This window comes from Dermabacter sp. HMSC08H10 (genome assembly GCF_001807585.1).
In the GTDB taxonomy this organism is placed as follows: Bacteria; Actinomycetota; Actinomycetes; order Actinomycetales; family Dermabacteraceae; genus Dermabacter; species Dermabacter hominis.
On sequence record NZ_KV789429.1, the window covers coordinates 234096 to 257720 of the forward strand.

The 23625-nt window shown below is 62.5% G+C and carries 27 protein-coding genes; 9 read left to right on the plus strand and 18 right to left on the minus strand.

Annotated elements, in window-relative coordinates:
• Positions 1-91: 91 nt before the first annotated feature.
• From HMPREF3176_RS09180 to HMPREF3176_RS09205, 6 genes are all read right to left on the minus strand, one after another.
• Positions 92-883 (minus strand): ABC transporter ATP-binding protein, encoded by a 792-nt coding sequence (locus HMPREF3176_RS09180; protein ID WP_070459937.1) that lies wholly within the window; start codon positions 881-883, stop codon positions 92-94.
• Positions 880-1914 carry a FecCD family ABC transporter permease gene (locus HMPREF3176_RS09185; protein WP_070459941.1) on the minus strand — a complete coding sequence of 345 codons (1035 nt, stop codon included), beginning with the start codon at positions 1912-1914 and terminating at the stop codon, positions 880-882. The genes HMPREF3176_RS09180 and HMPREF3176_RS09185 overlap by 4 nt, the downstream gene beginning before the upstream one ends.
• Positions 1911-2858, minus strand: coding sequence for a FecCD family ABC transporter permease (locus HMPREF3176_RS09190; protein WP_371327120.1), 948 nt, complete (start codon positions 2856-2858; stop codon positions 1911-1913). The genes HMPREF3176_RS09185 and HMPREF3176_RS09190 overlap by 4 nt, the downstream gene beginning before the upstream one ends.
• Positions 2859-2900: 42 nt before the next feature.
• A complete protein-coding gene (locus HMPREF3176_RS09195) occupies positions 2901-3953 on the minus strand; it encodes an iron-siderophore ABC transporter substrate-binding protein (RefSeq protein WP_083286356.1) in 1053 nt (350 codons plus the stop codon).
• 53 nt (positions 3954-4006) lie between these two features.
• Positions 4007-4894, minus strand: a complete 888-nt coding sequence (locus tag HMPREF3176_RS09200) for a siderophore-interacting protein (RefSeq protein WP_016664146.1) — start codon at positions 4892-4894, stop codon at positions 4007-4009.
• Between the two features lie 412 nt (positions 4895-5306).
• A complete protein-coding gene (locus tag HMPREF3176_RS09205; protein WP_016664145.1) occupies positions 5307-6089 on the minus strand; it encodes a GAP family protein in 783 nt (260 codons plus the stop codon).
• Between the two features lie 196 nt (positions 6090-6285).
• Between HMPREF3176_RS09205 and HMPREF3176_RS09210 the strand changes: the two genes are divergently transcribed.
• Positions 6286-6897: a TetR/AcrR family transcriptional regulator gene (locus HMPREF3176_RS09210; RefSeq protein ID WP_016664144.1), complete on the plus strand. Its 612-nt coding sequence runs from the start codon at positions 6286-6288 to the stop codon at positions 6895-6897.
• Positions 6898-6984: 87 nt separating this feature from the next.
• Positions 6985-9582 carry an excinuclease ABC subunit UvrA gene (locus HMPREF3176_RS09215; RefSeq protein ID WP_070459947.1) on the plus strand — a complete coding sequence of 866 codons (2598 nt, stop codon included), beginning with the start codon at positions 6985-6987 and terminating at the stop codon, positions 9580-9582.
• 425 nt (positions 9583-10007) lie between these two features.
• Here HMPREF3176_RS09215 and HMPREF3176_RS09220 read toward each other — a convergent pair whose 3' ends face one another.
• From HMPREF3176_RS09220 to HMPREF3176_RS10600, 4 genes are all read right to left on the minus strand, one after another.
• Positions 10008-11000, minus strand: a complete 993-nt coding sequence (locus tag HMPREF3176_RS09220; RefSeq protein WP_141740568.1) for a serine hydrolase domain-containing protein — start codon at positions 10998-11000, stop codon at positions 10008-10010.
• A gap of 74 nt (positions 11001-11074) precedes the next feature.
• Positions 11075-11377, minus strand: a complete 303-nt coding sequence (locus HMPREF3176_RS09225; protein WP_016664140.1) for a HigA family addiction module antitoxin — start codon at positions 11375-11377, stop codon at positions 11075-11077.
• Entirely contained in the window at positions 11364-11645 is a 282-nt protein-coding gene (locus HMPREF3176_RS09230; RefSeq protein WP_070435232.1) for a type II toxin-antitoxin system RelE/ParE family toxin, read from the minus strand. Before HMPREF3176_RS09230 ends, HMPREF3176_RS09225 begins: the two co-directional genes overlap by 14 nt.
• 120 nt (positions 11646-11765) lie before the next feature.
• Entirely contained in the window at positions 11766-12740 is a 975-nt protein-coding gene (locus HMPREF3176_RS10600; protein WP_083286357.1) for a GNAT family N-acetyltransferase, read from the minus strand.
• A 262-nt stretch (positions 12741-13002) separates the two neighbouring features.
• Here HMPREF3176_RS10600 and HMPREF3176_RS09240 point away from each other — a divergent pair, with 262 nt between their 5' ends.
• Complete coding sequence (locus HMPREF3176_RS09240) at positions 13003-13398, plus strand: VOC family protein (RefSeq protein ID WP_070459951.1); 396 nt, start codon at positions 13003-13005, stop codon at positions 13396-13398.
• Positions 13399-13703: 305 nt separating this feature from the next.
• On the opposite strand, the gene HMPREF3176_RS09245 is transcribed toward HMPREF3176_RS09240, so the two are convergent.
• Complete coding sequence (locus tag HMPREF3176_RS09245; protein WP_034372429.1) at positions 13704-14057, minus strand: GNAT family N-acetyltransferase; 354 nt, start codon at positions 14055-14057, stop codon at positions 13704-13706.
• Positions 14058-14554: 497 nt separating this feature from the next.
• Between HMPREF3176_RS09245 and HMPREF3176_RS09250 the strand changes: the two genes are divergently transcribed.
• A complete protein-coding gene (locus HMPREF3176_RS09250; RefSeq protein ID WP_061211168.1) occupies positions 14555-15097 on the plus strand; it encodes a DUF488 domain-containing protein in 543 nt (180 codons plus the stop codon).
• A gap of 439 nt (positions 15098-15536) precedes the next feature.
• A complete protein-coding gene (locus tag HMPREF3176_RS10605; RefSeq protein WP_034372423.1) occupies positions 15537-15665 on the plus strand; it encodes a hypothetical protein in 129 nt (42 codons plus the stop codon).
• A gap of 93 nt (positions 15666-15758) precedes the next feature.
• Here the strand turns inward: HMPREF3176_RS10605 and HMPREF3176_RS09255 are convergent, their stop codons facing one another.
• Positions 15759-17282 (minus strand): SulP family inorganic anion transporter, encoded by a 1524-nt coding sequence (locus tag HMPREF3176_RS09255; protein ID WP_070459954.1) that lies wholly within the window; start codon positions 17280-17282, stop codon positions 15759-15761.
• Between the two features lie 197 nt (positions 17283-17479).
• Here HMPREF3176_RS09255 and HMPREF3176_RS09260 point away from each other — a divergent pair, with 197 nt between their 5' ends.
• The 4 genes from HMPREF3176_RS09260 to HMPREF3176_RS09275 all read left to right on the plus strand — a co-directional run bounded on the left by HMPREF3176_RS09260 (position 17480) and on the right by HMPREF3176_RS09275 (position 20889).
• Positions 17480-17863, plus strand: coding sequence for a MerR family transcriptional regulator (locus tag HMPREF3176_RS09260; RefSeq protein WP_016664134.1), 384 nt, complete (start codon positions 17480-17482; stop codon positions 17861-17863).
• 242 nt (positions 17864-18105) lie between these two features.
• Complete coding sequence (locus tag HMPREF3176_RS09265) at positions 18106-18558, plus strand: hypothetical protein (RefSeq protein ID WP_016664133.1); 453 nt, start codon at positions 18106-18108, stop codon at positions 18556-18558.
• A gap of 82 nt (positions 18559-18640) precedes the next feature.
• On the plus strand, positions 18641-19000 hold the full coding sequence (locus tag HMPREF3176_RS09270) for a Cd(II)/Pb(II)-sensing metalloregulatory transcriptional regulator CmtR (RefSeq protein ID WP_016664132.1): 360 nt from the start codon (positions 18641-18643) through the stop codon (positions 18998-19000).
• Positions 18997-20889 carry a heavy metal translocating P-type ATPase gene (locus HMPREF3176_RS09275; RefSeq protein ID WP_070459957.1) on the plus strand — a complete coding sequence of 631 codons (1893 nt, stop codon included), beginning with the start codon at positions 18997-18999 and terminating at the stop codon, positions 20887-20889. The genes HMPREF3176_RS09270 and HMPREF3176_RS09275 overlap by 4 nt, the downstream gene beginning before the upstream one ends.
• Positions 20890-21126: 237 nt before the next feature.
• On the opposite strand, the gene HMPREF3176_RS09280 is transcribed toward HMPREF3176_RS09275, so the two are convergent.
• The 6 genes from HMPREF3176_RS09280 to HMPREF3176_RS09300 all read right to left on the minus strand — a co-directional run bounded on the left by HMPREF3176_RS09280 (position 21127) and on the right by HMPREF3176_RS09300 (position 23316).
• Positions 21127-21567 (minus strand): HIT family protein, encoded by a 441-nt coding sequence (locus tag HMPREF3176_RS09280; protein WP_016664130.1) that lies wholly within the window; start codon positions 21565-21567, stop codon positions 21127-21129.
• Entirely contained in the window at positions 21564-21887 is a 324-nt protein-coding gene (locus HMPREF3176_RS09285; protein WP_016664129.1) for a HigA family addiction module antitoxin, read from the minus strand. The genes HMPREF3176_RS09280 and HMPREF3176_RS09285 overlap by 4 nt, the downstream gene beginning before the upstream one ends.
• Positions 21862-22113: a type II toxin-antitoxin system RelE/ParE family toxin gene (locus HMPREF3176_RS10130; protein WP_081976445.1), complete on the minus strand. Its 252-nt coding sequence runs from the start codon at positions 22111-22113 to the stop codon at positions 21862-21864. The genes HMPREF3176_RS09285 and HMPREF3176_RS10130 overlap by 26 nt, the downstream gene beginning before the upstream one ends.
• Positions 22114-22122: 9 nt before the next feature.
• Positions 22123-22428, minus strand: a complete 306-nt coding sequence (locus HMPREF3176_RS09290) for a helix-turn-helix domain-containing protein (RefSeq protein ID WP_016664128.1) — start codon at positions 22426-22428, stop codon at positions 22123-22125.
• A gap of 5 nt (positions 22429-22433) precedes the next feature.
• The gene (locus HMPREF3176_RS09295; protein ID WP_016664127.1) at positions 22434-22784 is read right to left on the minus strand and encodes a type II toxin-antitoxin system RelE/ParE family toxin; all 351 of its coding nucleotides are present in this window, start codon (positions 22782-22784) and stop codon (positions 22434-22436) included.
• A 172-nt stretch (positions 22785-22956) separates the two neighbouring features.
• Complete coding sequence (locus HMPREF3176_RS09300) at positions 22957-23316, minus strand: DUF6176 family protein (protein WP_016664126.1); 360 nt, start codon at positions 23314-23316, stop codon at positions 22957-22959.
• Positions 23317-23625 lie beyond the last annotated feature (309 nt).

A 23625-nucleotide genomic window follows, 5' to 3' on the forward strand; every position in this document is an offset into this window, starting at 1 on the left:
CAGTCCACTGCGTGCATACCGAACCTGGGATCAGCATTTCACCGCCTTGAGCCGTCGGATTCGAACGGCCCCCGGGGCTGCGCCAGCTGGTTCACAGTCGATATTTGCGAGCAAGCGGAAGAACCACCGGCCCGCGCGGATCCTCGAGGTCCACGCGGCATTTGATTCGGTAGGTCTCCTCCACATTCTCCTCGGTGATCACCTCGGCAGGGGATCCCGCGGCAACCAATCGCCCTTGGTTCAACATAAGCACGTGATCGGCATAGGCAGCTGCCTGGGGCAGATCGTGCAGAACGGCCATGACCGTACGACCTTCATCGACCAGGTCGGAGCAGAGGTCGAGAAGTAGGTACTGCGCCGAGAGGTCCAGAAATGTGGTCGGCTCATCCATCAGGATGACTGGAGTGTCCTGGGCAAGAACCATCGCTAACCAGACGCGCTGCCGTTGGCCACCAGACAGCTCGTGCACGTATCGGTCGACGAGGTCGGCAACCCCGGCGCGTTCAACCGCCCGGTAGATGGCCTCACTGTCACCGGGGGCACTGCTACTGAGGAACGAGTGGTAGGGGTGGCGGCCACGCGCCACGAGTTCGCCCACGCGCAGACCTCGTGGGGCCACCGTGGTCTGCGGCAGAAGGCTGCAGGTACGAGCCAGCTGTCGACGTCCCATGCGGGCAACATCGTGGCCGAGCATCGTCACGCTACCCTCGTCGGCCGGCCGCACCTGGGCCACGGCGCGCAACAAGGTCGACTTGCCACACCCGTTAGGGCCGATGACAACGCTGAAGCTTCCCTTCGGCACCATGGCACTAAGGCGGTCAACAGCGGTCAGGCCACCGAAGCGAATGGTGAGCTCATTCATGTCGATCGCCGAACTGGTCATAGTGAGCCCTCCCGGATTTGTGAGATGAGAACCGCGCCAAGGAAAAGACCGCCGATCAGGGCTGTGAGTACACCCACGGGAAGCCCGGCCAGGAACGCCACGTGTCGAACAGCGAGATCGGCCAGGCACACCGTCGTCGCACCGATTAACGCCGCGGATCCCATCGCCGGCCGCCCGGTCAATCCACGAGCCAAATGAGGGGCAGTGAGCGCCACAAAGGCGAGCGGGCCGGCCGCTGCCACCGCGCCCACGGTCAGCAGGATTCCCACCAACAGCGCGAACGAACGCGTCTTGGCCGGGCGCGATCCGAGACCGTGAGCCACATCGTCGCCAAGGCTGATGAGATCGAGGTCAACACGCAGCGCCAAAGCCACCGGACCCAGCGGGAGGAGCACTGACCAGACGACCAGAGCATCACCCCAGGTTCGCGCGGTCAGCGACCCGGTGAGTGCGGCCGCGAGAGCCATGGCCTCCGACTGGCGTGAGAAAACCAAGACAAACTGCGTCAACGCGGTGGAGGCCGCTGCAACACCGATCCCTGCGACGATCACCGCGCCGGGATTACGGAAGCCTGTTGTCGTGGCCCACGGGATGATGAGGCCGGCCGCAATGGCACCGCCCAGCGCGCCGAGACTGGTCGGAACATTGAGCGCACTCGCCACCGCCATTCCAGCTCCAGCTGCGGTGGTAATCCCAATGACATCGGGGGTGACAAGTGGATTCGCAGTAGCGCGCTGGAATAATGCTCCTGCCAGTCCCAGCGCCGCACCCGCCCCCACCGCCACGGCAAGGCGCGGCCCGCGCAGTGTCGTCAGAGCGAGGCTCCCGCGTCCGATGAGGAGATCGAGCAAAGCTTGCGGTTGACGTGTAATGGGAGTGCCGAGCCTGCCAACGGCCAGCGTCCACGCGCAGGATGCCACTAGAGCCACCACCAGAATCACCACCGCGAGGACATGCCGGGTACGGCTGCGCTGGGCGAGACGGGCGGCGCGGTCCTGATTCGCGGCGAGGGAGGTAGGGGCCGCGTTCACAGCACGCCTCGTGAGCGGCGGACTACTGCGAGCAGCAAAGGCGCACCCAAGAGTGCGGTCACGACTCCAACAGGTACCTCAGCAGGACGCAGGACCAGGCGTCCAATCACATCAGCCAGCAGCATGAGCACCGGCCCAATCAGACAACACAAACCGATGAGCGCACGCGCCGAGCCGCGGGCTAATCGTCGTGCCAAGTGCGGCGCAGCGAGACCGACGAAGACGATAGGGCCAGTAATCGCTGTCGCGGCCGCGGTCATCAGAGCCACCGCGGTAAGAGTGAGAGCGCGCACACGTGCGGGATGGTGTCCCAGGCCCGCGGCAACTTCGTCGCCAAGAGCCACGGCATCCAGCCCACGTCCCAGGGCGAAGAGCCCCGCGCCCGCGACTGCGATCACCACCACGGGCCACCAATCGAGGAAGTCGCCTACCGCCAGCGATCCCGCTGACCAATAGCGCAACGCGTCAAAGGCTGCCTTGTGGCGTAGGCTCACGGCCTGCGAGTAGGCAACGGCGACGGCTGTCGTCACGGCCCCGGAGAGTACCAACCTGGTGGCATCGGTGCCACGCCCGAAACTGCCAAGTACCATCACTGCAACCGTGGCCACCGCCGCTCCGGCGAAGGCTCCCCCGACGAGCTGAAGGCCAGCGAGCCCGGGGATCGACGTGACGGTAACGATTCCAGCTGCTGCACCACTTGTCAGCCCCAGAACCCCCGGATCCCCGAGGGGATTACGAGTGACTGTCTGGATCGCGGCGCCAGAACTGGCGAGGGCAGCGCCCGCAACCAGCCCGCACAAGGTGCGTGGGACACGTGCTGCCAGCACCTCCCGCACGTGGAGATCGCCGCCACTGTGGATGGCTTCCACCAGATCGGAAAGCCCGATAGCTTTACTGCCCAGAGCAAGACTGAGCACACAGGTGATACCGAGCACCACCGCCACGAGAGCGGTGGCGACCAGAGTACGTCGACGAGCCAGCAAGAGTTAGTCCGTCACCTTCGCGACGGCCTGGTCGATGAGATCAGTGAGACGCGGAAGGCTCCACGGCACGGTGAGCGGGTTGATCATGCTGATCGCTGTGACGAGCTGCGGGTCAGTCGGGGCCACCACGCTGTCACGCTTGATGGCAGGGATCGACGAGTAAAGCTTCTGCGAAGTGACCTGTTTCTTGGTCGCGGCATCCAGATGAAAGGTGAAGATGAGGTCAGAATCCTTGAGCTTATCGGCATTCTCGAGGCTGATGAGCGCCCAATCGGACCCATCGTTGGCCGTGATGGTATCGACAATTGGGTCGACCGTCAGGCCGAGCATGCTGATCAAGGCCACGCGTTGTTCCGTGGGACGAAAAATGCCAAGCGTTCCCTGGCCTTCAGTGTAGATGTAACTGAAGGTCGTGCCCTCCCAGTGTGGGTGCTGAGCAACAGTGTCGGCGAGGGTTTTCTTGAGGTCGCTAATGACTTTGTCGCCGTCGCTGGGGCGCCCCAGCGCCTTGGCCACCATGCGGATCTCGCCGTCCCAAGTAGTGGTCCAGGCGGATTTCTCGTAGGCGACAGTCGGGCAGAACGCGGTCAGTTGGTCATACTGTTTCTGGGTGAGCCCTGACCATGGAGCGAGGATCAGGTCGGGCTCGAGCTCCGCAATGGCCTCGACGTCGAGTTGCTCACCGCCGGCGAATAGAGCTGGAAGGGGCCGTCCCGCCTTCTCGAAGGCTTCTCGGTTCCAGGGTAGATGTCCATCCTTGTCAGCTCCCCAGGCATAGGTTTCAACGCCAACCGGGTAGACCCCCATACTGATGAGGGCCTCAGTGGCGCCCTGCCCGATCGTGACAATTCGCTGAGGCGCCTGCTTGATGGTCGTGGATCCCAAGGCATGGCGAATCACAACGGGGAAACTGCCCGCCGACGCGGTTTCGGTGGACGTTGACCCAGCACTCGAACGGTCGCTGCCACAACCGGCGAGGGCAGACAACGAGAAGGCTCCGGCCAGGGCGAGCAGCCCGCGACGAGGCATACTCAGACGCTGATCTGAGGGATACATTTCTGGTGTTCCTTTAGGTGTTATGCGGGCCCGACGCGGTCGCGTCGGGATGGTCAGGATTCGGCGTGTCCTTGACGCCAGTAGCTCATGAAGGCCACCCGATCGCGGGGGCAGCCTCGTTCGCGTACGAGGAAGCGGCGCATACGTTGCACAGCCCCTTTTTCGCCTGCCAACCAGGCGAAATGCTCGCCGTCGGCATCTCCGGCGGGTTCATCCCACAGGATTCCAGCGTCATCGTCAAGGTCATCGACCGCTACGCTTTCGGCCGCTTCGGGCGGCCACGTCAGCGTGTAAAGTTCGCGCTCGAGCAGGCTTCCGGGAGCCTCCCCTTCGCGGCACAGCACTCTAACGTCAACCCCGGGCGGGACCGTGAGGGGCCATGCATCCTCAGGGGTCGGCATCTCGATGAGAATCGTGCCGACGGCATCTGGGGCCAGCGAGGCAGCAATGTTCGCTATCGCCGGTGCTGCGGTTTCGTCGCCAGCCACCAGGATTTGCTTGGCACTACCCGGATGCCAGGCCAGGCCAATGGTGTCAATGTCCTTGAAATCGGCGCGGGGGACAGCTACGACGAGCCGATCGCCAGCAGCCACGGTTTCGATCCACCGGCCCGCGGGGCCGCTGGTGCCGTGGCGAACCACATCGACGTCGAGCTCGGCCATGTCTGGACGCATTGCCCGTGCCGTGTATGTCCTCACGGACGGCTGATCACTTGGCGGTAAAGACACGAGGGCGTCATACCAACCTGGGATACGCGGGATGTCCTCCAGTGCGTCACCGTGGTATCGGGGCAGCACGAGCTTGATCCGACGGTCAAGGCAAAGCGGAGCAGCCTTCTTAAGTCCTTCTCCGCTCAGGGTGACTCGACGCATCGAGGGGCACAAGTCGCGCACTGCGTCGACGCGGACCTCAACCGCGGTATACGAGAGCTTTGATCTCATGCCGCATAACGTACCACAATTAGGCAAGGCTCGCCTTACTTAATTCGTTCGCGCCCGGCATTTCCGTGGCAATCATCATTGCGTCAGCCGTCGGAAACCGGACTCGATATCCGCCCCCGGTGGTTTGATCCAGACGACTCGCCTCAATCGCGCGAGGTGCATGGGGGACGTTAAGCCAAAACCGCAGCGCAACATGTTTGGGAGTTACTGACTTACGCGCCGTTCACCTGGGGCGGTTAGCTGACTCACCGGCAACAAGATCCGCGAACTCAACAGCTACCTGACACCCCCTACCGCGTAGCGCTGTACGCAGTCATCTACGGCACGCTCTCACGTCTCACGGGCTCCCATACCCCGTTCCCTAGAAGGAGACACCGACGAAGGCGGACCGTGTTGCACTACTACCTGTTGCTCAGCCCATCAGCCCGAGCCGCACCGCACTCCTGTACGCCATATACAAACCAACGATTGCCGCGATCCACAGCAGTGTCACCTTGGCTTCGTACTCCAGCCGGCCAATGGCACGCTCCAGCCGCGGAAAAATAGCGGGCCCCGCGACGCCCGCGATGACGCTCATCAGAATCGCTGGCAAGATCATGACGGCGCAGTAACCCACAATCAGCGCAATCTTGCTGGACATCCCCACTGACATGGACTGGATAATCCCCATCGCACCCAAATAGGGCAACATCGTGGCTGCCTCTACAACGGCGGCTCCCAACGCCAACGCCACCATACCGCTCACACTCAGCGAAACACCCCGGGCGAGGCGAAATGCCCGACCCTCCCGGACATCGGCGTCAGGAAGCGCAGCGGCAGAGGTAATAGTTGCGGCAGCGGCGTCGACACTCGCCACAGACGGCTGCTCCACCGAATCAGACCCCTTGGCTGCTTGCTTTTTAGGGTTTGGGGCGGCCACCCCAAAAAGGAAAAGCCCCACACCTAGAACAAGAGTCACCCATCGGAACCAATCGGCCTCGGCGACTCCAGAAAAACGCTGCACTACCGCTTCAAAACCGAACAGCAAAGCAATGCCGAGACCACAGTAGGCCCCACCAATCGTCGTGAGATATGCACCCAACAGGCCGAAACAGACTCGACGCCACACAAAAATGAGAGCAATAGGAATGACAAGAGTTCCTACGCTCAAGCTATCGACGAGCGCGAGACCAGCGAGGGCTAGAAAGTCTGACATGACGTTCTCCAATGGTCAGGTACGGAAATCGCGGCCATGGGAATGCTCTCCTCAGCTTGCGGAACGATGAAGGAGATTCCACATCCATACATTTGTACGAACTTTTCGATTGATACGATCGTATGGAACGTTTCAGTGAGATGCAACCAGGCAACGAACGGCTGGCAGCACTTGGGTCACGCAAGATTGGAGACTCATGCCCGTTGACCCCAACATCCCCTTCACCGGCACAGCGGCACTGATCGCCGACGCTGCTATTCGAGTGATGGTCAACCAGGGCCTCGATGCCTTGAGTGTTCGCAATGTCGCGGCAGAGGCGGGGGTCGCACCCGGGACTGTCCAGTATCAGATGGGAACGCGGGACGACATCATCGCGAAAGCATTCATGCGGTCTATTCAGCGGCAGGAGTCGCGGGCGCTCCGAGAGACCGACGCGACAGACTTTCACGCGGTCATCCGCAGCCGCCTAGCCGAGCTCCTGCCGATTGGTCCTGTCCAGCGTGAAGACGCTGCAGTGTGGGTTATCGTGGGCGCCGCCGCTTCCACACGCGAATGGCTAGCCGACTTATACGACGCCGAAGTGGAACGCTTCCGAGCACGTGTAAGCAACGGGCTTGCGGCAGCTGAACGGCATGAGAGCTTGAGCAGCCGACTATCGCCTGAACAAGGAGCTCGCTTGGTCACGGCACTCGTCAACGGGCTCACGATCGACTACCTCAACGGCCCGAAAAACTCGACTCAGCAGTTGCTGGCAGACCTCGATGCGGGACTCGCGCTGATCGTGGAGCCTTCCCGGTCTCAGGTCTAGAACGACAGGAAGGCCACGCGCCGCCCGCGACTGCCATTGGCAAGGCGCCGCCGACCAGGGCGCAGCTTGCTAGGTAGAGTAGCGACCATGACCCACTCCACGTCCGAGCCCCCGGCGCCACGCACTACGGCACCTGCGGGTCACGATCCCATGATCCGGGTGCGCGATGCGCACCTTCACAACCTGAAACACATCGACGTCGACCTGCCCCGGGATACGCTCGTGGCGATCACCGGCGTATCGGGTTCGGGCAAGTCGAGCCTGGCCTTCGGCACCATCCATGGGGAGGCGCAGCGCCGCTACCTGGAGTCCGTCTCCCCCTTCGCGCGCCGTCTCATCGGTGGCGCGGTCAACCCGCGCGTGGGGTCAGTGACAGGCCTGCCGCCGACGGTGGCCCTGCAGCAGTCCACCACCCTCGGTGGGGCGCGCTCCTCCGTGGGGACGATCTCAAATATCTCGAATAGTGTTCGGCTGCTCTTTTCCCGCTCCGGCAGCTACCCGGACGGTATGCGCGAGCGGCTGGAATACGGCAGGCTGGATTCCGACGCCTTCTCCCCCAACACCACCGCCGGCATGTGCCCCGAATGCCAGGGAACCGGAACCGTGCACCGGCCGACGGAAGAGTCGATGGTGCCGGATCCCAGTCTGTCTATCTGGGACGGCGCGATCGCCGCGTGGCCGGGAGCGTGGCTGGGCAAGAACTTCCGGGACATCCTTGGCGCCCTCGGCTACCCGCTCGATATCCCGTGGCGGGATATTCCGCAAGAAGACCGCGACTGGATCCTGTTCACGGACGAGCAGCCGGTGGTGACAGTCCATCCGGAGCGGGACGAAAACGCCGTGCATCTGTCATATCAAGGCAAATGGCGCTCGGTAGCCACTTACCTCACCGAGACCCTGGCGGAGACGGGATCGGATACGACCCGCCGCCGGGTGCTCTCCTTCATGCATTCATCGACATGCCCCACCTGCGAGGGCCGCGGTTTCCAGCAGGATACCTTGCAAGTCACCTACTCCGGCTACGCCATCGACGAATTCAACGACTTGGCATTGAAAGACCTGCTGAATGTGCTGGAGGAGCGCCTCCAGCGCTTAGCGAGGATCGCGAAGCAGCAGTGGAACGAGCACGACGAGGCCGAAGAACTGCTGCTGGATCAGGTGCTGCCCACGGTGCGCGCGGCAATCGAGCTGGGGCTAGGCCACCTAAGCCTCTCTCGCCCGGCTCGGAGCTTGTCTGCGGGCGAGCACCAGCGCCTGCGGCTGACCTCCCAGTTGAACTCGAACCTGTTCGGCACCACCTATGTGCTGGATGAGCCCTCGGCAGGCCTTCACGTCGTGGAGCGGAAGGCGGTCTCTGAGCTGCTGCAGCGCTTCGTTGACGCGGGGAATTCGGTGCTTCTGGTGGAGCACGATATGTCCCTCGTGGCGAAATGCGATTGGATCGTGGATATCGGCCCCCGCGCCGGTGAGCGCGGCGGGGAGCTGGTATTCTCTGGCCCTATTGACCAGTTCCGCGCCAACTCCGAGCAGCTGGACTCCCCCACTGCGACCGCCTTGAACGGGAGCTTCCCCGAGCTGAGGGACACCCCTGCAGGAACCGGTGAATCCATCAGCCTTCGCGGCGTGCACGCGCGCGCCTTCGACGGGGCCGATGTGGACATCCCGCTGGGTGCGCTCACCGCGGTCACGGGGGTATCCGGTTCCGGCAAATCCACCCTGGTCACCGGGGTACTGGCCGACGTGGCATCCCGCGCGGCTAAGCAGGTTGTCGGCGCCGATGAGGTCTCGGTCGAGGATCCGGATGCTGACTTCACGGCAGGCTCCGACCCGACCCGGGATTTCCGGGTGGAGAGCGCAATGGGGATCGATAGCATCCGTCGGTTGGTTCACATCACCCAGAAGCCGATTGGACGCACGGTGCGTTCCACCGTCGCGACCTACACGGGTCTTTTCGATTATGTCCGCAGGCTGTTTGCCGACACCCCGGAGGCGAAGCGGCGGGGCATGTCGGTGTCGGACTTTTCTTACAACACGAAAAAGGGTCGCTGCCCGGAGTGTGATGGGGCGGGCAGCATCGAGGTCGAGCTCGTGTTCCTGCCCGGCACGTACACCACGTGCCCGGTCTGCCACGGCAAGCGCTATAAGCCGGAGATCCTTGAGGTGCAGTGGAGCGGCCGCAGCATCGCGGATATCTTGTCGCTGACCGTGGACGAGGCGCTCGAGGTCTTCGCCGAGGAGCCGAGGATTCTGCGCTCGGTCGAATTTCTGCACGCACTCGGCCTGGGCTACTTGCGGCTAGGGCAGGGTTCCCCGGAACTCTCGGGCGGGGAGGCGCAGCGCATCAAGCTGGCCTCCGAAATGCAACGCGGCTCCAGCCGCAAGCACAGCCTGTACCTTCTGGACGAGCCTACGACGGGGCTGCACCCGGCGGACGTTGATCTATTGCTGAGCCAGCTGCGTCGCCTGGTCGATGACGGCGCGACGGTGGTCGTTGTCGAGCACGACCTCCGGGTGATCGCGCAGGCCGACCACATCATCGACGTCGGCCCGGGAGCCGGAGACGAGGGTGGCCAGATCCTCGTCACTGGCACACCGGCGGCGGTCGCTCAGCATGCCCTGCATCCGGATTCGCGCTCGGTCACGGCCCAGGTGTTGGCCGATCGAGCCGGTATAAGCCGAGCCTGAGAATCTCGCCGCCAAAGACCCAGTCGCCCAATTATGACGGTGTGTGCGCTTTAGGTCTTCTTCCGTGAGGCGCCAGCCGGGCGCGGTGTCGTCGCAATCGAGATCCAATAGTCGAACTGTGCGGGCTGCCGTCTGAGGCGACCTCAATCCCAACACAAGGCATGCCCGCGTCGTGGCCGGGACCATCTCCATATTTCTCAGAGACCAAGATCGACTAAGCCTCGTACATCCCACGGCTAAAAGTCACGCTGCTCGCAATGGCTTAGTACTCACGCTGCCGCTCGATGCCTAGACCATCCTTAGCAGCATCCAGTGAGACACGGAGAAAAATAACGCGACTCAACAGCGCTACACGTCAAAACTGAACACGGTCGAGTTCCGCTGGGGAGAAACATACGGCGAACGCTTCCTACCTCACTGGTGCTTCAAGGCAGCGAGCGGGCCAGTGCCATCCCAAGGTCATCAACCGAGTTCATCGTGTTGCTAAGTACGATCACGCCCTGCCCACGGCCGGGTTGAAGACTTATCCAGCTGCTGAAGCCACCGGTCATGCCGTTGTGCCACACCAGTGAGTTCTGGTCGATATGCCAGCCGTAGCCGATGCGCAGACCGTCTCTGGCAACGACTGCCTGATCCATCGCAGCCGTGCCCGGCGCGGTGGCGTCCAGCAGGGACTGAAGATATCGAGTCATGTCAGCAAGGGTCGATCGGACACTGCCACTGGGCGCTTCAGCACCCAACGTCCATGGCGCGGATCGCCGCCCCCACATGACCGAGTAACCGCGGGGCGCATCTACTCCAAGCGACGTCGGATCTGTTGGAACGAAGGTGTCGTCCATCCCCAATGGTGCGAACAGCCGTTCTTGAAGCAGTCGCGGAAAACTCGTTCCCGCTCGGCGAGCCAGCGCCTGCCCAAGCAAGGAGTAGCCGAGGTTTGAGTATGCGTATTCCCTTGGCCCCAGGCGAGACCGGCTCGCATCCGCAATCAGACGCTCGAGAGTCACTGACGAACTTGGGTCATGCACGAGCAACGGCCAAAGAGCAAGATCAGCGACGTTGCAGCATGTGCTCGCCATATTAGGCAGGCCGCTGGTGTGAGTAGCAAGCTCTTCAAGCTCGATGGCAGCCACCTCGCTGCTCGCCAGATCAAAGAAGGTTCCCAGAGGAGTCCGTCGGCTTATTTCACCGCGCTCCAGCATGTCAGCAAAGACCGCAGCCGTCATCGTCTTGGTGATCGAACCGATCTCGTACTGCGTATGACGACCCGCACCGAAATGAGCCTCACGGAGTACACCGTTGTCGATAACTGCGATACTGGCCCGGTCTCGAGGCCCGCGCGAACGTCGAAGAATCGTCTCGGCTTCACGAACGAGCCAAGGATCCCCCGACGACTCGCGGCACAGGCTCGGAGTTCTCATTCGGGCGAAGATTTCAACAGCCGCTACTCCTGCGACCACCAGACCGGACCCGACGGCCAGCCGTCTGCGAGAGCTCACGCGACCTGCAGGGGCGTGATCGCCGCGATCTGCTCCTCCGCGAGGTCCTCCGCACGGTCCAGCTCGTAGTGGCTCTGCAGGTTGATCCAGAACTCCGCCGACGTGCCGAAGTACTTCGCGAGCCGCAGCGCGGTGTCGGCAGTGATGCCCCGCTTGCCGTGCACAATCTCATTGATCCGCCGCGGCGGAACCCCGATCGAGACGGCGAGCTTGTTCTGCGTGATGCCGAAGCCCTCGATGAAGTCCTCCATGAGGACCTCACCCGGGTGGATCGGCTCGATCCTGTCAGTGGTAGTCAACGATCTGCAACTCCTCCGGTCCGGCGTCGCTCCACACGAAGCAGATACGCCACTGGTCGTTGATTCTGATGCTGTACTGCCCGGCCCGATCACCCTTGAGGGCCTCAAGCCGGTTGCCGGGCGGGACCCGGAGGTCCTCGAGAGACTCCGCGGACCCCACCTGACGCAGCTTGCGCAGTGCGACGCGATGGATCCTCGGATCGATGGACCGCACGCGCTCACGACGCCACAGCCGTTCGGTCGCCTTGTCGCCGAACGATCTGATCATGGAGCCAGTCTATAACGGGGGCCGTCATTAACGCTAGACGTTAAACCTGAACTCAATCGAGTTACGACACCGGTAAGCACGACTGATCACCGCAGCCCAGGTCATGAAGCCCAGCGATCCTTACAAAGGCATGACCATGAACAAGCAGGGGTTGTCATCACCCCACAGATCAGTTTCCTCCAGCGGCAGGAATCCGCACTTCTCGTAGAAGTGGCGGGTGCGGGCGTATCCAGCGTCAGGATGCGACGGCCCCAAGGTCTTCACTTGGAGCAGCCGAACACCATCGGCACGGGAGGCTGACGCCACAGCCCTGAGCATGGCTGATCCAACGCCCTGACCATGCCAAGCTCGGTCCACGACCATGAGGTGAATGTCGGCGGATATCGGGAAGTCGCGGTCGACCAAGGTCACGCCGATGATCCTTCCATGTTCGTCGCGCACAGACCACGTCTCCATGTGCCGGGCAGCGTCGATGTACTCCTGATTCGCCTCTTCCAGGCCGAACCACTCCGGGACTGTCGCCAGAAGCCGCGCAACGTCATCCGGAAGCTGCGTGTCTATGCGGCACTCCCAGAGTGATGGACGAGGACGCAATGCGCACATCTTCACGCTGTCCCAGCGTCGGCCGTTCCACGACCGCGCCTCGGGAATCCGGCCACACTCGACGAAACCGCATCGTCTCGCTGAGGCGATCATCCTCTCGTTGCCTGACCACGTCTGAAGGGTGACGACGTGAGCGTCAGTCTCGTCGAAGATCAGGTCGAGCCACTGGGTGAGCGCCGCCCGGCCAATACCCTTCCCCCACCAACGTGGGTCGAAGACCACGATGCCAAGTTCCCACCAGCCGCCGCCTGCGGGCTCCTCCTCAAAGCGCGAAACGAGACCAACAGGCTCTCCATCGACCTCGATGATCCGACGATCATGACTGCCCAATCCTGCACGCTGTCGCTGATCAAATTCCTCACGGCTGGGATTCGCGGGGGCCTCGAAGTAGGGCCCATCCCACAGCTTCCACTCGGCATCCGGCGTCGCGTGCCGCCAGGTCCACAAGAAGTCGAAATCATCGGCACTCACCGGCCGGAGAGTCACATTCACTCCACCAGCCTACAGTGGCCGAGACTGGAAACATCAGGCGTTTTCGTCTCTCACCCAGAGGGTGAAAGCACTACCGCTCGACGGCTCGACCGACCGGAACTACACGTTGAACCGGAGCTCAATCGCGTCCCGTAGCCGATCTCAGTCGGCCTAACGCCTCGCCAGCGGCTCTGTGAACCCGAGCGGGCACCCGCATCAAGTGGAACCGGTCGGCTCAACGCCGTCCCTCGCGAATGGGGTAAGCCGACGTACTATATGCGTCATGCTCAATCCAGTGCAGCACATCGAGTTGTGGACCGTCGACGTAAACGCGTCCGCGCCATCCTTCGACTGGCTTCTGTCTCAACTTGGGTGGGCAGCTGACCACTCGCTCGACTGGCAGCAGGGTCGAACCTGGCGGCACCCCACTGGCGCCTACATCGTGCTTGAGCAGTCTCCCGCTGTCGCGGGCCCGTATGACCGGATGCGCGCAGGGCTCAATCACCTCGCACTGCGTATCCACGACCGCTCGTTACTCGATCGGTTGCGGCGCGAGTGCACCGAACACGGATGGAGCGAACTCTTCGCAGACCGCTACCCCCATGCGGGAGGACCCCAGCACACTGCACTGTTCATCGAGAATGCCGAGGGATTCGAGATCGAAGTCGTCACGGGCTAACGAGCCCTAACAAGGCTCCAACATGCTCGGTCAGACCTAGAAACGACGCTCGCTATTGATGCGGAACTCGACCGCGCTCTAAAACCGTTCACCGCTATGAATCAGAGATCATTAAGGCGCTTCGTGCGCTGGAACCGCTATCACCAGTACCAGAATCAGCTCACTCAATCAGTGCGTTCCATGATCAGCGCCTCGTGTGCAGCCTCGTTGGAGCTGGTCCACTGGCGGGTCTCGCCGGTCAGCGCGTAGCCCATCCGTTCCCAGAAACCTACAACACTACTGTTCGTGTCGACCACGCTCAGCCGTCACACGCGAGCATCGGGGAACAGCTCCATTAGCTTGCGATCGAACTGGGCCGCTAAGCCCCGCCCCTGGTGATCCGCGCGAATCTGCAATAGCCCCAGATGGGCAATCCTCACCTCGGGATAGTCGACGAGCAGGTCAGCAACACCGACCAGAGTCCTGCTAACCCAGAGTCCCATCGTGTGCTTTTGCTCGGGCACAGACGCCGCAGGCCGAGCATTGAATTGGTCGTCTATGTCCTCTGGTGCGGCCCCCGCCCCGTGAACGCGCTCAGCATAGCCCCCGTCGTCGACAAACAACTCCGCCACGCATGGTCGGTCTGACAGGGTGAGAGGCAAGACCTGAAAATCGATCACGGTATCGGCTTGTCCGAATACGCCTGGTCGGAGCCAGGCAGGGTCTCAGCGTGCGCAAGGGTGTTCCCAAATACAAGACGGGAGCTACACATTGAACCTAAATTCGACGACGTATCGTTGCAAAAACACCTTCTCATTCGTGAATAGCAGCTAAAAACCACCACACCCCGCTATGTGCGGCAAAGATAGAGTGCACACCAGGTAGCCTCAGCCCCGCTCCTCGTGCAGCGGCATCCTTAAACAAGACATACATGGGATTCGCCCCACATACGATTAACTCAGGCTTCCGATGTCGCCCAAGCGATCCGTTGAAACTTAACCGAACGGTCCGTGCGGAATACTCGGCCATAAATGGGATTTATACGGCGGAAAGGTGGGCGCGAATGCATCAAACGTCCTGTCTGCTACCTCCGCGTTCTACCGGTCCGACCACCTGCCGATGCACGATACCTGGACGCCAATGTTGGTGTAACCGCTTGACGCGTAGCATTGGCGACATGCGCATTTTCACCGTGGGCCACTCCAACCTCGAGTTCGAGGACTTCGCTGAAATGATCAAGGCTGCCGGTGTGGCATCCATCGTGGATGTGCGCAAGCTGCCCGGGTCCAGGAAGTACCCGTGGTTCAACGGCGACCCCCTTGCCGAACACCTTCCTACATGTGGCATCACTTACAGCAGAAGTGAGGGCCTCACCGGGCGGCGCAACGTGTCCCACTCGGTGCCTTTTGAGGTTAACGGCAACTGGCGTAACCGCAGTTTCCACAATTACGCCGACCATGCGCTGGGCGGGGAGTTCTCGGACGCGCTCTCGCAGCTACGGGTGAACGCCGCCGAAACCCCCACCGCGATCATGTGCTCCGAGGCGGTGTGGTGGCGCTGCCACCGGCGTATCATCGCCGACCACCTCATCGCCCGCGGTGACGAGGTTGGCCACATTATGGGCCTGGGGGCAGCCGGGGCGACGGTGAACGAGGCAACGCTCAACGACGGCGCAGTCATCGGCAACGATCTCCTCGTGCGCTACGCCGAGCGGGACTAGCGCGTACCCCAGAGGCCAGGGGTGCGGAAACTCGGACTATGCCTCAGGCGCGACCTACGCCTTGTATTCATGGAGCGCCCGCCCCTTATGAGCAGCAGCATCGGAGGCACACCAGTGGATAGCACGCTCAAACGAGCTTTAGGTTAGGAAATCTGCACCCCTCAATCTAAGAAGACCACCGGGAACCCCGATAGTGCCCCGAAGCATCGAATCGAAAAACGTGCTACCGACTTGCCACGGACCTAGACGTTGAACTTGAAGTCCACGATATCTCGTTACAAAGTCACTCTCTCGTTAACACCACCAAAAGGAGCGTTATCCAATGAAGCGTTCCGATTCTTAAGCTTCGGGCATTACGCCTTCGGTGGCCAGCGCGGGTCATCCGCGGAAAAGATCGCCAAGACTCATCTGGATCGCCCAGGCTGCGAACGAAATCGGCGTGAACGACGCGTCCTTCCGAGTCCACTACTTCGTGCCGCAGGCCTCCGCCCCGATGCCGCTGCTCGGTGCTGTCGCGGCCACCACCAAACACATCGAGGTGGCCAACGGTGTCATCGACATGCGCTAGCGCATCTCATGGTTGTGACGTTGGATAGCGGCTGCCGCCCGCGGCTGCGCCGCGGTTGCCCCCGACGTGACCGACTGGCCCACCTGAGCCCTGTCAGTGACCGTTGCCGAGTCCTCCCGTGAGTCGGGCGTGGAACCCAGTCGTGAACTCGTTCATCCCGACGAGCTCGACCGTCTTGCCGTGCTGTTCGTATTTGGTCTCGATTGCGTCGAGCGCCGCGACGGTGGAGGCATCCCAGATGTGGGATCTCGTGAGGTCGATGATGACTCGGTCAGGGTCGTCGGCGTACTCGAACATGGTGGTGAGGTCGTTGCTGGAGGCGAACAGGAGCTGACCCTCGACTGTGTAATGCGCGATCCGAGCGCCATCCTGTTCAGTGATCTCACGCCTGACGTCGATGAGGTGGGCGACGCGGCGCACGAACATCACAGAGGCGACGAACACGCCGACGACGACACCGACGGCGAGGTTGTGGGTGGCGACGACGACGGCGACGGTGATGACCATGACGGTCGTCTCACTTTTAGGCATCCGGCGCAGGGTGGAGGGCTTGATGGAGTGCCAGTCGAAGGTACCTACGGAGACCATGATCATCACCGCGACCAGCGCCGCCATGGGGATGATCGCAACGATGTCGCCGAGGACGACGATGAGGGCCAAGAGGAACACACCTGCGAGGAACGTCGAGATGCGGGTGCGGGCCCCGGACGCCTTCACGTTGATCATGGTCTGCCCGATCATCGCGCAGCCACCCATGCCGCCAAACAGGCCGGAGAGCAGGTTCGCGACGCCCTGCCCCCAGCTCTCCCGGGTCTTGTTCGAGTGGGTGTCGGTCACATCGTCCACGAGCTTCGCCGTCATGAGCGATTCCATCAGGCCTACCAGCGCCATCGCGAGGGCAAACGGCGCGATGATCGTGAAAGTCCCCCATGTCAGCGGCACATTCGGTATGAACAGCTCGGGAAGGCTGCGCGGCAGCTCACCCTTGTCGCCGACTGCGGGTACGTTGATCGAGAAGACGACCGCGGCGGCGGTCACCAGAGCGATCGAGACCAGTGGGGCCGGTATGACCTTAGTGATCTTCGGTATGAAGACCATGATCAGCAGCCCGACCGCGACGAGGGGGTAGACCATCCAGGGCACGCCGATGAGTTCGGGCACCTGTGCCATGAAGATGAGGATCGCCAGCGCGTTGACAAAGCCGACCATGACGCTGCGCGGGATGAATCGCATGAGTCTGGCGACTCCGAAGACGGCGAGGAGGATCTGGAAGACCCCAGCCAGAAGCACCGTCGCGATGAAGTAGTCCAAGCCGTAGTCGCGGGCGACGGGGGCGATAACGAGAGCGATAGCGCCCGTCGCCGCGGTGATCATGGCGGGTCTGCCACCGAGGAACGCGATGGACACTGCCATCACGAATGAGGAGAACAAGCCCGCACGTGGATCGACGCCCGCGATGATCGAGAACGAGATCGCCTCGGGAATGAGCGCCAGCGCCACGACCAGGCCTGCGAGAACTTCGCGAGTGAGGATGCGCGGGGTCTTCAGTGCGGTGAGCACCGACGGTTCGGGCCGGTACCGACCCTTGTCTTCTTTGGTCGCAGTGGGCAAGGCCATGCGGTACCTCCATCTGTTCAGGGCGGCGCTCTCAGGCCAGGAGCGGAGAATGTCTGGTGGTGCGCGACAACGTGCGGCTTCGCCTGGCGATAGATCGCCACGGCGGAGGCATGTCCAGTCTCATGTGGACACGAGAGTCAACACTAACGTAACGTGAGAGTTGTGTCGAACTGAGACGATGAGATGAGGAGGCCCCCGTGCCCGAAGCGGGAATGATGCACATCGGAGAGCTGGCTGAGCGGACAGCTCTGTCGCAGCGCACCATCCGCCACTACGACGAGATCGGACTCTTGACACCCTCCGGACGCTCCGAGGGCGGGTTCCGGCTCTACACTGAGGGCGATCTCGGCAGACTCCTGCTGATCCGGCGCATGAAGCCACTGGGATACTCGCTCGATCAGATGGGCGACCTACTCCGGGCGCTCGACGGCGCAGATGGCGTCGGTGCTGCCGCCGAGAGCGCCCGGCGGGCGCTGAACGATTTCCGCACCGACGCGGAGGAACGCCGCGCGAAGCTTGCCAAGCAGCTTGACGCCGCTGACGAGTTCATCGGCCTGCTCGCCGCGCACTCCTCGGACTGAGTCGAAACAGACACACGATGCGCTATCTGTGCCAGCGAGGCCACTTCGAAGCGTTCATGGCTGCAGTGGACGGCAACGGATTCGCCACCGCCGCACCGCTGGACCGGCAGTAGCCCAACATATTCCAGCCCGGCTCCGCCCTGCCGGTCGTCCCCATGGTGCCCGAGCTGCGTTAGCACATTTCCTACGGCTCCGGCACCCACGCTTCTGTCGAGCAAACCGCCGAGGACGGACTCAACCTGATGTCGTCCACTCTGGTCTCCGAGACCAACGCCGAGCCCCTGAGCGAAATCCAGGCAGACCAGATCAGTCGCTACCGCGCCGCATGGAAGACGGCGGGCCATGCTTGGACGCCGCGCGCGTCGGTTTCGCGCTCCGTCTTCCCCATCGCTGACGGCGCGGACATGCAGATGTTCGGCATGCAGGCCACCGGCTCCGATCAGCTGGGCATGCTTCCCGACGTCGGCGCCTCCACCTTCGGTCGCACCTTCGCCGCTGAGCCCGACAAGCTCATTGAGCAGCTCAAAGCCGATCCCGCCGTCATGTCCGCCGACGCCCTGCTCATCATCATCCCCACCGGGATGGGCGTGGACGTCAACGTGAAGATCTTGGACAACTTCGCCACGCATGTCGCCCCCGCTTTCGGTTGGCAGCCGAACCGCGAAGGCCCAGTTACCGGCTATCCCATCGAGTAATTCCTGCAGGTCGCAAGCTCTTCGCTTCAATGTCAGTTCAGTGCATTTTGAATAGTTCGGCACACGTTGTATTGTTCAGTACATGCTGACTATTGCTTCACGCCTCGACGTCATGAACCGGCTCGGCCGGGCCATGGCTGATCCGACGCGCTCCCGAATCCTGATGACCCTACTCGACGGTCCGGGCTACCCGGCCGAGATTTCGCAAAGCTTGGATCTGACCCGCTCGAACGTCTCGAATCACCTGTCCTGCCTGCGCGATTGTGGCATCGTCGTCGCCAAGCCGGAGGGCCGCAAGACTCGCTACGAAATCGCCGATCCGCACCTCGCGGCAGCGCTCGACGCGCTAGTTAACGCGACGTTGGCTATCGACGAAAACGCCCCGTGCATCGCCCCTGAGTGCTCGGTGCCCGGCTGCGGCGAGAAAGGAGCGGACGCATGAGTTCAGCATGTGGATGCGAACACGAACCCGCCACGGAGATCGAAGAGCTCGATCGGCCATGGTGGAAGGACCCCGAGCTACTGCTACCGATCTTCTCCGGCGTAGCCCTCATTACAGGGCTGGCGCTGGACTGGTCCGACTTGGAGACGCCCGCGACGGTACTGTATTGGCTTGGTCTGCTGTTGGGCGCTTACACGTTCGCACCTGGAGCGATCCGGAACCTTGTCACGAAGCGAAAGCTCGGCATTGGTTTGCTGATGACGATCAGCGCGGTCGGCGCGGTGATCCTCGGCTTCGTTGGAGAGGCCGCAGCGCTAGCGTTCCTGTACTCGATCGCCGAGGCGCTGGAGGACAAGGCAATGGATCGGGCCCAGGGCGGACTGCGGGCACTGTTGAAGTTGGTGCCGCAGACCGCAGCGGTACTGCGCGACGGCACGGCAGTCGAGGTCGTAGCAAAGGACCTCGTGGTTGGCGAGCTCATGGTCGTACGCCCCGGGGAGCGGATCGCCACGGACGGCATCATTCGTTCCGGACGCTCCAGCCTTGACACCTCAGCGATCACCGGAGAATCCATTCCGGAGGAGGTTGCGCCCGGCGACGAGGTGCCCGCGGGAGCAATCAACTCCGCCGGCGTGCTGGAGGTCGAAACGACCGCAGCTGGAACGGACAACTCACTGACCACACTCGTGGACCTGGTCGAGCAAGCGCAGGCGGAAAAGGGCGACCGCGCCCGGATCGCCGACCGGATTGCCCGACCCCTAGTGCCCGGGGTGATGATCCTGGCGGTGCTGGTCGGCGTGATCGGCTCGGTGCTGGGCGACCCCGAGACGTGGATCACCCGCGCGCTGGTGGTCCTGGTCGCCGCGTCGCCGTGCGCGCTGGCAATCTCCGTGCCGCTGACGGTCGTGGCCGCGATCGGCGCAGCCAGCCAGTTCGGAGTGGTCATCAAGTCTGGCGCGGCGTTCGAGCGACTCGGCGGCATCCGTCACCTGGCAGTGGACAAAACCGGAACCCTTACCCGCAACCAGCCTGAGGTTACCGGAGTGGTCCCGGCAGACGGATTCGATCGGACGCAGGTGCTTTCCTTCGCGGCGGCCGTTGAGCAGCAATCGACGCACCCTCTCGCCGCGGCGATCGCGGCGGCGGGGCCCGAAGCGCCCACCGCCTCGGACATCAGCGAGGAAGCTGGGCATGGCATCGGCGGCACCGTCGAAGGTCGACGGGTACTTGTGGGCAGCCCCCGATGGATCGACGCCGAGCCACTGAAAGCGGACGTTGAGCGCATGGAGTCCGAGGGCCAGACCTGCGCCCTGGTCACCGTCGATGACGCTCTCGCCGGGGCAATCGGGGTCCGCGACGAGTTGCGGCCCGAGGTGCCCGAAGCCGTGCAGACCCTGCACGCCAACGACGTGGAAGTAAGCATGCTCACCGGCGACAACACTCGCACCGCCCGGGCGCTGGCTGAAATCGCCGGAATCGACGACGTGCGCGCTGAGCTACGCCCGGAGGACAAGGCAAGCATCGTCGCCAAACTCTCCTCTAAGACGCCGACAGCGATGATCGGCGACGGCATCAACGACGCGCCGGCACTGGCGGGCGCGACGGTGGGCATCGCGATGGGAGCAACCGGCTCTGACGCCGCGATCGAGTCCGCTGACGTCGCCTTCACCGGCCACGACCTCCGGCTAATCCCGAAGGCACTACAGCACGCCCGCCGAGGCAGCAGGATCATCAACCAAAACATCGTGCTGTCTCTGGCCATCATCATCGTGTTGATGCCGCTGGCGATCAGCGGCGTGCTGGGCCTGGCCGCCGTCGTGTTGGTACACGAGGTCGCCGAAGTCATCGTGATTTTGAACGGCCTGCGGGCTGCGCAAGCGAAGCGCTGAGGCTTTGATCGGCAAGTCTGATAGGGATTCAACCACACGCCGCGCGGACGCACCTTGGACCAGGCGCGTCATTCGAGTTCACGGTCTGCCTCCGTGGAATCGGGATCGTACTCGGCCACCTGGCCCTTCTCGATGCATGCGGGCACGGGAGCTGTGGGCGAGCCGCCGCCCGGCACGTTCCCCCAGCCGACCAAGGGCCTCCGAGCGCTCCGGGTCTCCAACGCGGACCGTGGAAGCTCAGACGGCAGCCGCTAGCGTCGCACTGAGACGAGCACCAGCCGCCGCTTGATCGATCGCCGTGACAGCAGAGTTCGTCTCGGGCCACGTATCCACGCCGTCTCCGTTACGACGCGGCACCACATGGACGTGCCAGTGAGCAACCGACTGGTCACTCCCCGGACCACAGGCGCTCAGCAGATTAACCCCCGTACCGAGCCTCGCCTCCACCATCGCTGAACCAATAACGCTGCAAAGCTCAACCACCGCCGCGCGAGATTCGGACGTCGCCTCGAGGACCCCAAGGCAGTGTTGCTTCGGCACGACAAGCGTGTGCCCGGCTGACAGCGCAGAATCAGTCAACGTCAAGAAGGCAAGTGCCTGCGAACTCTCCGCAATGATGGTCGCAGGGCTGGAACCAGCTACGATGTCGCAGAAGATGCACTGATCGCTGGATTTCACGACGCCAGCTCCCAGGGCGTAGTCTCGTCCACCTGTTCGGCGGTGCGGACTGCAGCCAGTGCCAGCTCATGCCGCAACTGCAGATTCAGCCAGAACTGCGGCTCGATCGCGAAGTAGCGCCCCAGCCGTAGTGCCGTGTCCGCGGTGACCGCGCGCTTACCGTGCACAATCTCATTGACCCGACGCGGCGGCACACCGATCGAGGCCGCCAGCTTGTGCTGCGTAATGCCGAACCCCTCGATGAAGTCATCCATGAGGATCTCTCTCGGACGGATCGGCTCGATCAGGTCACTCTCAGCGGTCGTCGACGAGTTCGACATCGTCTGCACCTCCATCTCTCCAGACGAAGCAGAGACGCCATTGTGCGTTGACGCGGATGCTGTGCTGTCCCACGCGGTCCTCGTTTAGTGGCTCTAACCGGTTGCCAGGCGGTATGCACCGCGAGTCGACGAATCGAGCAGTGCGGGTCTGCGTCAGCTTTCGTGTGGTTGCGTTCTGGACACGGGAATCGACCGAGTTCAGGCACGCATGGCCATGGCGTCGCACGGGAGCCTGTCAGGCCACTTGGACGCGATGATCGCCCAGAACATACTCGATCGACAGACCGCCGCCAACCGCCTCAAGGTAATTGCGGATCGTACCGACCTTCGCATTATCAAGGTCGCCATGCTCGATCTTGGAGACCTGACGCTGACCCACGCCGATGCGTGCAGCGAGCTGCGCCTGCGTTAGACCAGCATCTTCACGAAGCTCACGGAGTCGGTATGCGCGCGTCTCGGCGAGCATCCTCTCCTTATGCGCGTCGACGCGCTCGCGGTCCACGGGATGCTCGGCGACAAAGTCCTTCAGTGACAGGGCCATTTCGGTCACTCTCCTCTCAATTTGCGCAGGTGTTCATCGAAAATGTCGTCGGCCAGTGGAACGTTCGTCTTGTACCAGCGCGTCCAGTTGCCAGCCTTGTCGCCAGCGATCAACATGATCGCTGAGCGCTCCGGATCGAATGCGAACAAGACGCGCAGCTCAGATCGTCCAGCCGAACCCGGCCGCAGCTCCTTCATGTTGCGATGTTGTGACGACGACACAGTGTCAACGATTGGCCGCCCGAGCTGTGGGCCACGTTCTTCGAGTAGCTCGATCGCAGCTATCACCTGCACCCGCGAATCATCGTCCAGCGAAGCGAGCCATTCGGCGATCAGCTCGATGTCCACGTTCCACATAACGCAAGCTTAGACCATATATGGTCTAAGCTCAACAGGGTGTAACAGCGTCTTCTCGGGCCGGCCAGCGCAGGCCCACAAGAACCCTGGAGGTCAGCGCGTCGTGCGCGATGATATTGATCACAATATCCGACACGCGCCAAACAGCGCGCAACTGGATGATCGCCGCGATCTATTCGCACACGAGAGGCACCATCGCTGCCTCCACACGCTGTGGCACCATGTGCACCCGCGGCGTGAGGTCCTCACCCGGATAGGTGTCATCGATGCACTCTTTCCAGAATGCGACGTGATGCTTGTCGAGCCAGTGTTCAGAATGATTGACAGACTGCCCACTCTCACCCTGCACGCTGTACCAGTAGAGGTAATCAACGTTGTCCACGACTTCGTGGAAGATCGTCTCGACGTACATCTCCTCGGGTTCGAGAGTCTCGCGTACTGCATCCTCATTCTCGTTCAGGAACGCCATCCACTCGTCAACTTTGGCTCGCGCGCCTTCCCGCACCCGAAACCTGGTGAGCTCAATTCGCATGCGACCAGCCAACCATGTAACGAGCGCTTCCGACGACAAAACGAAGGCGAACCGAGTCACACATTGAAGCGGAACTCCACCACGTTCCGTAGCCGAATAACCTCAGCTTGCGAACTCGGCAAAGCAGCGCGATGAGCACGCCGCAGAGAGCCAGCGGCGCACCGAGCCGGTCGAGCCCGTCGTCCAGGAAGACCGCCATGTCGTGGGAGAGCAGGACGATTGGAGTGACCGTGACCAGCAGGAGGAGGATCCGCGCGATGACGTCGGCGCGGTGCTCGCGCAGGATTGCGCCGATGCCCGGCTGCCCCT